The organism is Salipiger sp., from assembly GCF_059781815.1.
The window spans coordinates 1-10190 of record NZ_JBYNAH010000193.1 but is presented as its reverse complement, the minus strand read 5'-3'; the positions used below and the strand labels follow the sequence as shown (position 1 = coordinate 10190).

At 67.0% G+C, this 10190-nt stretch carries 6 protein-coding genes; 3 read left to right on the top strand and 3 right to left on the bottom strand.

The features are described from left to right. A partial coding sequence (locus AC6RA4_RS19005) for a transporter substrate-binding protein (RefSeq protein WP_500163049.1) occupies positions 1 to 1026 on the bottom strand: 1026 nt, incomplete at its 3' end. A 334-nt stretch (positions 1027 to 1360) separates the two neighbouring features. On the opposite strand from AC6RA4_RS19005, the gene AC6RA4_RS19000 reads away from it, so the two are divergent. Beyond that, positions 1361 to 4717, top strand: coding sequence for a hybrid sensor histidine kinase/response regulator (locus AC6RA4_RS19000; protein ID WP_500163047.1), 3357 nt, complete (start codon positions 1361 to 1363; stop codon positions 4715 to 4717). Then, entirely contained in the window at positions 4707 to 5630 is a 924-nt protein-coding gene (locus AC6RA4_RS18995; protein WP_500163045.1) for a response regulator, read from the top strand. Before AC6RA4_RS19000 ends, AC6RA4_RS18995 begins: the two co-directional genes overlap by 11 nt. A gap of 78 nt (positions 5631 to 5708) precedes the next feature. On the opposite strand, the gene AC6RA4_RS18990 is transcribed toward AC6RA4_RS18995, so the two are convergent. Both AC6RA4_RS18990 and AC6RA4_RS18985 read right to left on the bottom strand, forming a co-directional pair. Then, entirely contained in the window at positions 5709 to 7868 is a 2160-nt protein-coding gene (locus tag AC6RA4_RS18990; protein ID WP_500163044.1) for an esterase-like activity of phytase family protein, read from the bottom strand. Positions 7869 to 7998: 130 nt separating this feature from the next. Next, on the bottom strand, positions 7999 to 8787 hold the full coding sequence (locus AC6RA4_RS18985) for a hormone-sensitive lipase (RefSeq protein ID WP_500163042.1): 789 nt from the start codon (positions 8785 to 8787) through the stop codon (positions 7999 to 8001). An 84-nt stretch (positions 8788 to 8871) separates the two neighbouring features. Between AC6RA4_RS18985 and AC6RA4_RS18980 the strand changes: the two genes are divergently transcribed. Next, on the top strand, positions 8872 to 10190 hold a 1319-nt coding region (locus AC6RA4_RS18980), incomplete at its 3' end, for an NAD-dependent succinate-semialdehyde dehydrogenase (RefSeq protein WP_500163040.1).

Here is a 10190-nt window from a genome sequence, read left to right as displayed (position 1 = left end):
ATAGGCGGCTTGGGTCACGTCACCAATCACCATGTCCTCGCCCCACATTTCCTTAAAGGCCTTGACGAATGCCATGTTGTTATCGTTGTCGAGCGACTGGAAGTACTTCATGCAGGCATAGGCGCCCTCGATGTTCTCGCCACCGATGCCGCGGATCTCGTCCTCGGTCACCGAGATGGTGAGCAGCAGCGGGCTTTCCTTGGTCATGTCGATGCCGGCGGCCTTGAGCTGCTTGTAGAAGGCCACGTTGGAGCCGCCCACGACGATGGCGTAGATCACGTCGGGCTTCTTCAGGCGGATCTTGTTGATCACCGAGTTGAACTGGGTGTGGCCCAGCGGGTAATACTCCTCGCCCACGACCTTGCAGTCGGTGAGGAAGTTCTCGATGTGCTTGCGCGCGATCTTGTTCGAGGTGCGCGGCCAGATGTAATCGGAGCCGAGCAGGTAGAAGCTCTTGGCGCCCTTCTCCTTGTTGACCCAGTCGAGGCCGGCGATGATCTGCTGGGTCGCTTCCTGACCGGTGTAGATCACGTTGGGGCTCTCCTCGAGACCCTCGTAGAAGGTCGGGTAGTAGAGGAAGCCGTTATACTGCTCGAAGACCGGCAGAACCGCCTTGCGCGAGGCCGAGGTCCAGCAGCCCATCACCGAGGCGACCTTGTCGTTGACCAGGAGCTTCTTGGCCTTCTCGGCGAAGGTCGGCCAGTCGGAAGCGCCGTCTTCCTGGATGTATTCGATCTTGCGGCCGAGGATGCCGCCCTGCGCGTTGATCTGCTCGATGGCGAGCTTCTCGGCCTGGACCGAGCCGGTCTCCGAGATCGCCATGGTGCCGGTCACCGAGTGCAGGATACCGATGGTGACGGTATCGTCGGTCACCGCAAGGCCGGTCGTGTTGACCTCTGCCGTCGGGTAATCCTGCGCCCGCAGGACCTTGGGAGCGAACAGCGACGCGCTCAGCGCGACGCCGCCCGCAAGCATGGCGCGGCGAGATACGCCATTGTTTTTGCTGGACTTATCGAAATCAGACATAGTGCCTCCTTGTCGGTCAATTTTGCTTGATCGGGGTTGTGGGCCCCCTTGACCTGAAGGCTGGCAGCTTTGTCGCCGAGCGCGTATACGTTGAATGACGTATATTCATGCGCGTTTTTCCACCTATCATTTTGAACCTGTGACGAGGCGCTTCCGCAGACGCGGTCGGCGCCCTCGGAACGACCAACAGGGAGTTCGGGAGAGCGCGGAACGCGCCCGATGAGCTCGAGGACATGAGGACCGCGACAGCCACCGGACGGCGCCAAGGAGAGGCGCCCCCGGCAGCCGAGGGACATGCGCGGTCGAGGGAGGAGGGAATCGGCGAGGTATTCGCATGCTGGTCCCCTTTGACGCGACGGGTGAACGGCGGCGCTACAACCGCTGGGTCGCCAACGAGACGATCGAGGATTTCGCGCTGCGCTTCACCGCGCGGCGTGCCCGGCGCTGGAGCTATGGCCGCGTGGCGAACACCGCGCTGGGGTCGATCTCGTTCCTGGCGCTCGAAGCCATCGGGGCGGCGATCACCCTGACCTACGGCTTCTCGCCGGCGATCATCGCGATCATGCTGGTGGGGCTGATCCTGTTCCTGACCGGGCTGCCGATCTGCTACTACGCGGCGCGCTACGGCGTGGATATCGACCTGCTGACCCGCGGCGCGGGCTTTGGCTATATCGGCTCGACCATCACCTCGCTGATCTACGCCAGCTTCACCTTCATCTTCTTCGCCCTCGAGGCGGCAATCCTCGCCTTGGCGCTCGAGTTCTGCTTCGGGCTGCCGGTGATGCTGGGCTACGTGGTCTCGGCGCTGGTGGTGATCCCGCTCGTGATGAACGGCTTCACCAAGATCTCGGCCTTCCAGGCCTGGACCCAGCCGTTCTGGATCGTGCTGCACCTGCTGCCCTTCGGCCTGCTGGCGTGGCACGGCTTCGACCTCGAGGTCTGGACGAGCTTCGGCGGGCGCAAGGACTCGCTGGTCACCGTGGCGACGGTGGGCGCCGCCGCCGGGGTGGCGCTGTCGCTGATCGCCCAGATCGGCGAACAGGTCGATTTCCTGCGCTTCCTGCCCGAGGCCAGGACCCCGCGGGAGCGCCTGCGCTGGTGGGCGGCGCTGCTCGCCGCGGGCCCGGGCTGGAGCGTGCTCGGCGTGGCCAAGATGCTGGCGGGCTCGTTCCTCGTCACGCTGGCCGTGGCGTCCGGCGTGCCCGCGACCGAGGCCACCGATCCCACCAAGCTCTACTTCATCGCCTTCGATTACGTCCTGCCGCTGCCGATGCTGGCGATCGGACTGACCGGCACCTTCGTCATCCTCAGCCAGATGAAGATCAACGTCACCAACGCCTATGCCGGCTCGATCGCGTGGTCGAACTTCTTCTCGCGGCTGACCCATTCGCATCCCGGCCGTGTGGTCTGGCTGGTGTTCAACGTCGCCATCGCGCTGCTGCTGATGATCCTCGGGGTGTTCCACGCCATCGAGTACATCCTCGCGCTCTATTCCCACGTGGCGCTGGCCTGGATCGGGGCGCTGGTGGCGGACCTGGTGATCAACAAGCCGCTCGGGCTCAGCCCGAAAGGCATCGAGTTCCGCCGCGCCCATCTCTACGACGTGAACCCGGTGGGCATCGGCGCCATGGGGCTGGGCCTGACGCTCTCGCTCATCGCCTTCCTCGGCGGCTTCGGCCCGCTGGCGCAGTCGCTGTCGTCCTTCGTGGCGCTGGCGGCGGCGCTGGTCGCAGCCCCGCTGATCGCCGCCCTGACGCGCGGGCGCTATTACATCGCCCGCCCGGTGGTGGATGCCCATGACCTGCCCATCGATGCGCAGGGCACCTGCAGCTGCACCGTCTGCGAATACCGCTTCGATCCAGAGGACATGACCGACTGCCCGTTCTACTCGGGCCCGATCTGCTCGCTCTGTTGCACCCTCGACAGCTCCTGCCGCGACGCCTGCAAGCCGCAGGCGCGGCTCGACACCATGACCGTGGCCACCATCCGCCGCCTGCTGCCCGAGAGCATCGCCAACGCGCTGATGTCGCGGCTGGCGCGGTTCATGATCGGGACGGCGGTGCCCGCCTCGGCCTTCGGCCTCGTGCTGCTGGTGATCCGGGCGCGGGCGGGAAGCGACAATTTCGACGCCGTGCTGACGGCGATCTTCTCGACCATGCTGGTGGTCATCGGCATCATCGTCTGGACCCTGATCCTCGCCACCGAGAGCCAGCACAAGGCGCGCGACGAGGCCGACCTGCAGACCCAGCGCCTCCTGCGCGAAATCCGCGCCCACGAGCGCACCGACGCGGCGCTGCAGGCGGCCAAGGAAAAGGCCGAGGCCGCGAACAACGCCAAGACCCGCTACATGGCCGGCATCAGCCACGAGCTGCGCACGCCACTCAACGCGATCTACGGCTTCGCCCAGCTGCTCGAACACGACCCCGACATGCCCGACGGGCGGCGCGACGCGGTGCTGGCGATCCGGCGCTCCTCCGAGCATCTCGCCGGACTGATCGAGAACCTGCTCGACATCTCCAAGATCGAGGCCGGCCGGCTCGAGATCAACCGCGACCGCATCAACCTGCCCTCGCTGCTGCGCCATGCCGCCTCGATCTTCGAGGGGCAGGCCCGCGCCAAGGGGCTCGATTTCGGCATCCGCACCACCGGGGCGCTGCCGGAATGGGTCGATTTCGACAAGAAGCGCCTGCGCCAGATCATCATCAACCTGCTGTCGAACGCCATCCACTACACGGAAAGCGGCTCGGTCACGCTGCATGTCCATTACCGCAACGAAGTCGCGGTGATCGAGGTGGCGGATACCGGCATCGGCATCCCGCAAGACCAGATCGGACGCATCTGGTCGCCCTTCGAGCGGCTGCGCAGCAGCTCCGCCGCCGGATCGGGCCTCGGGCTGACCATCACCCGGCTGCTGGTCGAGATCCTCGGCGGCGAGATCACCGTCGAGAGCGAGCCGGGCCGCGGCAGCTGCTTCACGGTGAAGCTGATGCTGCCCTCGGTGGCCGGAAGCCCGCTGCGGCCGCGGGCCGAGCAGCTCGAGCGCGGCGGCGAGCTGCCGGTGGGCTATCTCGGCGCGCGCCGCACGGTGATGGTGGTCGACGACGACATCAACCACCTGCGCCTGCTCGAGACGGTGCTGCGCCCGTTGGGCTTTCTGGTGCAGGCGATGCCCGATGCCGAGACCGCGCTGCAGGTGCTGGGCGACGTGGTGCCCGATGTCTTCGTGCTCGATATCGACATGCCCGGCATGGATGGCTGGCAGCTCGCCGAGCACCTGCGCGCCACCCCCGAGCACCGCACCACGCCGATCCTCATGGTCTCGGGCCACGCGCTTGAGGCCACCGAGCCGGTCGAGCGCAAGGGCCTGTTCGACGCCTTCATCGTCAAGCCCTACTCCATCGCCGATGCGCTCAACCGCATGGCCGGCATGATGAAGCTCGAGCTGGTCTACGAGCCGACGGTCAACGCGCCCACTGCCGCCGAGTCTGCCCTCTCCCCCGCCGTGCTGGGCCGCCTGTCGGAGCTCGTCGCCATCGGCCACGCGGCGGGGATCGCCCGCGAACTCAAGAGCCTCGAAGACAGCGGCAGCCTTGCCGCCTCCCAGATCGAACGCTTCCGCGGACGCCTGCAGGAATTCGACATGCAGGGTCTCCAGCGCCTGATAGAAGAGATGAAACGCCATGCAGCCTGAACGACATCTCCTTCCCACCGACCGCTCCATCGCCCTCGTCATCGACGACGCGCCCGAGACCCTCGGGCTTGTCTCGGCAGCGCTCGAGGACAACGGCATGACCGTGCTCGTGGCCCGCTCCGGCGCCGAGGGGCAGGAGCTGGCCCGCCGGGTGCAGCCCGACGTGATCCTGATGGACGCGGTGATGCCCGGCATGGACGGGTTCGAGACCTGCCGCCAGCTCAAGGCCTCCGCCGATCCGATCACCGCGCCGGTGATCTTCATGACCGGGCTGACCGAGCCCGAGCACATCCTCAAGGGGCTGCGTGCAGGCGGCGTCGACTACATCACCAAGCCGGTGATCGTCGACGAGCTGATCGCGCGGATCATCACCCACGTGCTCAACGCCCGCGCTATCAACTCCGCCCGCACCGCGCTCGACCGCGCCGGCCAGAGCGTTCTGGCCTTCGGGCCGCGCGGCACCCTGACATGGGGCTCCGCCGGGGCGATGGCGCTGCTGGCCTCTCCCGGAGCGCAGGCGCTGGTGCAGGACGGCCGCGCCACGCCGCCTCTGGCCAACTGGCTGGCAGAGCTCGGGCGGCAGCCGCTCTCGGCGACCTCGGCCTATACCGCCGATGGCTTCGCGCTGAAATATCTAGGCGCCGGCCCCGGCGAGACCATGGTCTCGATCCGCGCCTATCAGGAGGGCCAGAACGAGCGCCGGCTGGAGGCCGAATTCGGCCTGACCCGGCGCGAGGCGGAGGTGCTGTTCTGGCTGTCGCGCGGCAAGACCAACCGCGACATTGCCGAGATCCTCGGTCTCAGCGCCCGCACGGTGAACAAGCATCTGGAGCAGGTGTTCCACAAGATGGGCGTCGACAACCGCACCTCGGCGGCGGTGATGGCCGACCGGGCGCTGCAGGCGGGGGTCTGAGCCGGAGCCTTCAGCCAAAGAAAAAGGGCGGACCCGCAGGCCCGCCCCTTCCATGTTTCGCGCTGGATCGCGGAGCGATCACTCGAGCTCGAAGGACCAGAAGAAGGTCTCGCCCGAGCTGTCATCGACGCCGTCATTGTCGGTCGAGACGTAGACGGTGCCCGCCTCGGTGATCGCGAGGCCCTCGACCTTGTCGACCACATAGCCGCCCCAGCCCTTCAGGTCGGGGATCAGGTCACGCACCTGTTCCTTGCTCACCACCGGCAGCTCGCCGCCCAGTGCCGCGGGCTGCATCTCGGCCAGCGGGATGCGGTAGACCCTCTTGGTCACGGCAGCGGCACCGATCTGGTTGTCGCGTTCGACGACATAGACGTAATCGCCATGGGCGGTGATCTCCGACAGGCCGACCCAGCCGGTCTCGGGCGTGGCCTTGGCGTAGCGCACCGCGCCCCATTCCCCGGTCTCGGGGGTGTAGGAGACCAGCTTGACGTGATCCTTCGGATCGTCGCCCCACTCGCGCTGCACCGCCATCCACAGCGAGCCGTCGATCATGGTGACGCCCTCGAAGCCGAAACGCTTCTCGACAGCCAGCAGCTCGGCCGGCAGCGAGACCTCTTCCTTGATCTCGCCCTTTGCGTTGACGTGGTAGAGCGCGTGCGGCACGAGCCGGTCGCTGCGGCCCTCGGAGGCCAGCCAGAAACCGCCCTCGCCATCGGTGGTGATGCCCTCGAGGTCGAGCTTCTGGGCGTTGCGGCCCTTACGGGTGACGTCGGTCGCCGCGACGATGCGGGCCGGGCTCTGCGAGGGATCGATAGTGAAGATGCGCGGCTGGTAGCCGTAGAAGCTGTCATTGACGGCGTAGATCATGCCGTCCTCGCCGGCGACCATGCCCGAGATCGCGCCCCAGCCGATCAGCTCGTCGGCGCCGTCCGAGGTCAGCGTCGGGTACTGGGCCGCGCCTTCGGCATACTCGTAGATCATCACGTGAGCGCGCACGCCGCCATCCTCGACGAGGTCTTCCTCGTTGGCGGTGACGAAGAGGTTGCGCTGCGGGATCGCCACGGCGCCCTCAGGGGCGATGCCCGAGGGCAACAGCTGCTTGAGCACCGGCGCCGCCGGATCGGTCATGTCGTAGACGCCGACCATCGAGGCGCGCTCGGCCAGCACGAAGAGGAAGGGCGTCTCGGCGAAACGCGCGAATTCCATGCCCTCGGGCTCGACGCCCTTGGCGTCCGAGCGCTTGTCCGGGTAGTGGCCGGCCCGGATCACCGCCTGCTCGAAGGAGGTGCCGCTCTCGAAGACCTCGGTGCCCTCCTTGTGGAACACGGTGAAGCCGCGCGACCCGCCATCCATGTCGCCCTCGTTGGCGATGACGAAATGGCTGTCGTCGATCCATTGCACGCCATCGGGCTCGCGCAGGCGGCCCGGCTGGCTTTCGGTGAAGAGCAGCGCCCCGCGCTCGTCGGTGGCGTCGATGCCCTCGAGGTCGACCGCGCCGGCGGAAAAGTGCGACAGCACCTCGCCGGCCTTGTTCAGCACCACGATGTGGTTGTTTTCCTGCAGGGTAACGACGATCTCGCCGGCGCCGTTCACGTCGACGAACTCGGGCTCGGGATCTTCCGGCGCGATCTCGGCAAGGCCGGTGACATCGGCCTTCACGAGGCTGTCGCACGCGGCCACGCCATCAACCACGTCGAGGATCGCGACATAGCCCGCGGGCATCTGCGGCACACGGCCGTCGCCCAGATCCTCGTCACGCTCGTTCTCGATGGCGATGGTGACAAAGCTGCCATCCTTGGCCATGGCGGTGCTGTCGGGCTGGCCGCCAAGGTCGCATTCGCCCAGCATGTCGCCGGAGGTCGCGTCAATCATCACCAGCTTGCCCGACGGATCGGTGTAGCTCTCGGAGGTGTTCACGCCGGCGAAGATGGTGTTGCCGGAGACGTAGACCGAGGTCGGCTCGCCATCGACGGCGATGTTGCCGAGCGGCTGCGGGTTGGCCGGGTCGGTGATGTCGATGCGGCCGATGACGCCGAGCGGGCTGTCGGTATAGACCAGCGTGTTGCCGTCCTCGGTGGCGTAGATGATCTCGGCCGAGGTGACGCGGGCGCGGTCCTCGCCCTCGGCCATGTTGGCCGGGGTCGCGAAGGAGGCGATGCGGTTGAAATTCATCTCGGCGGCAGCGGCGGTTGCCGACAGCGCCATTGCCGAGGTGAGGCAGAGCGTGCGGAAGTGCATGGAAGGTCCCCTGTCTTGGTCCGGCAAGGCCATGCGCCCGCCGCGTAACGGCAGCGTGACAGGGAGGTTACGGATTTGCGAAACGCCGGGGTTGGGGCCGAGAAGCGGCCCGAAAGGACCCGCCGAGGCGCTAGCTCAAGAGTCGCGCGGTGATCGCGCTGTCGGGCTCGGCCAGCCCGTCGATGACGTTGAAATGGTGTTTGCCATCCGCCACCACCACCGGGCAGGACCACGCCTCGCCCAGCCAGCGCGCCTGATCGAGAAACACCGGCCGCTCATCGCCGCCCACCCAGATCGTCACCGGCGCTTGCGGAGCCGCCATCGCGACCGGGCTCTCGGCCCAGGCCTCGTCGGCATCGAGTTGCAGTGTCTCGTTCATGCCGGTCTGCATCAGCGGCCGCAGGTCCGCGAGCGGTGAGATCGGCATGACATGATCGATCCGCGCCGCCACATCCTCGGGAAGCATCGCCGGCGCCAGCATCCGTGCCACCAGGTGCCCGCCCGCCGAGTGCCCGGCCAGCCGGATCGGCCCCGCCACCTGGCCCGCCGCCGCGACAACCGCCGCGGCGATCTGCCGGGTGATGTCCGAGATCCGCACCGCGGGGCAGAGATCATACGACGGCAGCGCCACCGCCCAGCCGCGGGCGACCGCGCCGCCTGCCAGATGCGACCAGGTCTCGCGCCCGAAGGCCATCCAGTAGCCGCCATGCACGAAGACCAACAGGCCCCGAGGCACCCCCTCGGGCAGAAACAGGTCGAGCTTCTCGCGCTCCCCGGGACCATAGGCCAACCCGGCCCGGAACCGCCCCTTCAGCGCCAGGGCCTTCCGGTAGCAGGAGGCGGCCTCGGCCCAGCGGGGCGGATAGGTTTCCGACTGCGCGATATGCGGCCCGTTGGCGTAGGCGTCGCTCAGATCCATGGCTTTTCTCCCGTCTTATACTAGACTTTCGTCCAAGCAGATGCTCTGCAATGCGCAACGAATGCCATCCCCAAGGAGGATACCATGCTGGATCAGACCGCAACCAATCTCCCCTCGCTTCTCGACGATCCGAGCCTCCTGCAGACCAAGGCCTATGTGAACGGCGAGTGGATCACCGGCGCCGATGGCGAGTTCGAGGTCACCAACCCGGCCCGCGGCGATGTCATCGCCAAGGTCGCCAACCTCAGCCGCGCGCAAGTCGCGGGCGCCATCGACGGCGCCTATACCGCGCAGAAGGACTGGGCCGCCTGGACCGCCAAGGAGCGCTCCACCGTGATGCGCAAATGGTTCGACCTGATCATGGCGAACCAGAAGGATCTCGCCACCATTCTCACCGCCGAGATGGGCAAGCCGCTGGCCGAGGCCGCGGGCGAGATCTCCTATGGCGCCAGCTTCATCGAGTTCTACGCCGAGGAGGCCAAGCGCATCTACGGCGAGACCATCCCCGGCCACCAGCGCGACAAGCGCATCATGGTGATGAAGCAGCCCATTGGCGTCGCGGCCTCGATCACGCCGTGGAACTTCCCCAACGCGATGATCACCCGCAAGGTCGCCCCGGCACTGGCCGCGGGCTGCGCCTTCGTCGCCCGCCCCGCCTCCGAGACGCCGCTCTCGGCGCTGGCGCTGGCGGTGCTGGCCGAGCGCGCCGGCATCCCCGCGGGCGTGCTGAACGTGCTGCCGTCGGACAGCGCCTCCGAGGTCGGCAAGGAGTTCTGCGAGAACCCCAAGGTGCGCAAGCTGACCTTCACCGGCTCCACCGGCGTCGGCCGCATCCTGCTGGCGCAGGCCGCCGACCAGGTGATGAAATGCTCGATGGAGCTTGGCGGCAACGCGCCGTTCATCGTGTTCGACGACGCCGATCTCGATGCGGCGGTGCAGGGCGCGATCATGTGCAAGTTCCGCAACAACGGCCAGACCTGCGTCTGCGCCAACCGCATCTACGTGCAGGCCGGCGTCTATGACGCCTTCGCCGCCAAGCTGAAGGAAGCGGTCGCCAACATGAAGGTCGGCGACGGGCTCGAGGACGGCACCGATCTTGGTCCGCTGATCACCGAGAAGGCCATCGAGAAGGTGCAGGACCACATCGCCGACGCCAAGGCGAAGGGCGCCGAGGTGATCCTCGGCGGCGGCGAGACCCTGCAGGGCCCCGGCAACTTCATCGAGCCGACCATCGTCACCGGCGCCACGCGCGAGATGAAGTTCTCCACCGACGAGACCTTCGGCCCGCTGGCACCGCTGTTCAAGTTCGAGAACGAGGATGACGTGGTCGAGCTGGCCAACGACACCATCTTCGGCCTCGCCTCCTATTTCTACGCCAAGGATCTGAGCCGCGTGTACAAGGT

Excerpts from the sequence above, each read along its gene's own strand:
- AC6RA4_RS18995 (WP_500163045.1), top strand. The coding sequence starts at position 4,707 with ATGCAGCCTGAACGACATCTCCTTCCCACCGACCGCTCCATCGCCCTC.
- AC6RA4_RS18985 (WP_500163042.1), bottom strand. The coding sequence starts at position 8,787 with ATGGATCTGAGCGACGCCTACGCCAACGGGCCGCATATCGCGCAGTCG.
- AC6RA4_RS18990 (WP_500163044.1), bottom strand. The coding sequence starts at position 7,868 with ATGCACTTCCGCACGCTCTGCCTCACCTCGGCAATGGCGCTGTCGGCA.
- AC6RA4_RS19000 (WP_500163047.1), top strand. The coding sequence starts at position 1,361 with ATGCTGGTCCCCTTTGACGCGACGGGTGAACGGCGGCGCTACAACCGC.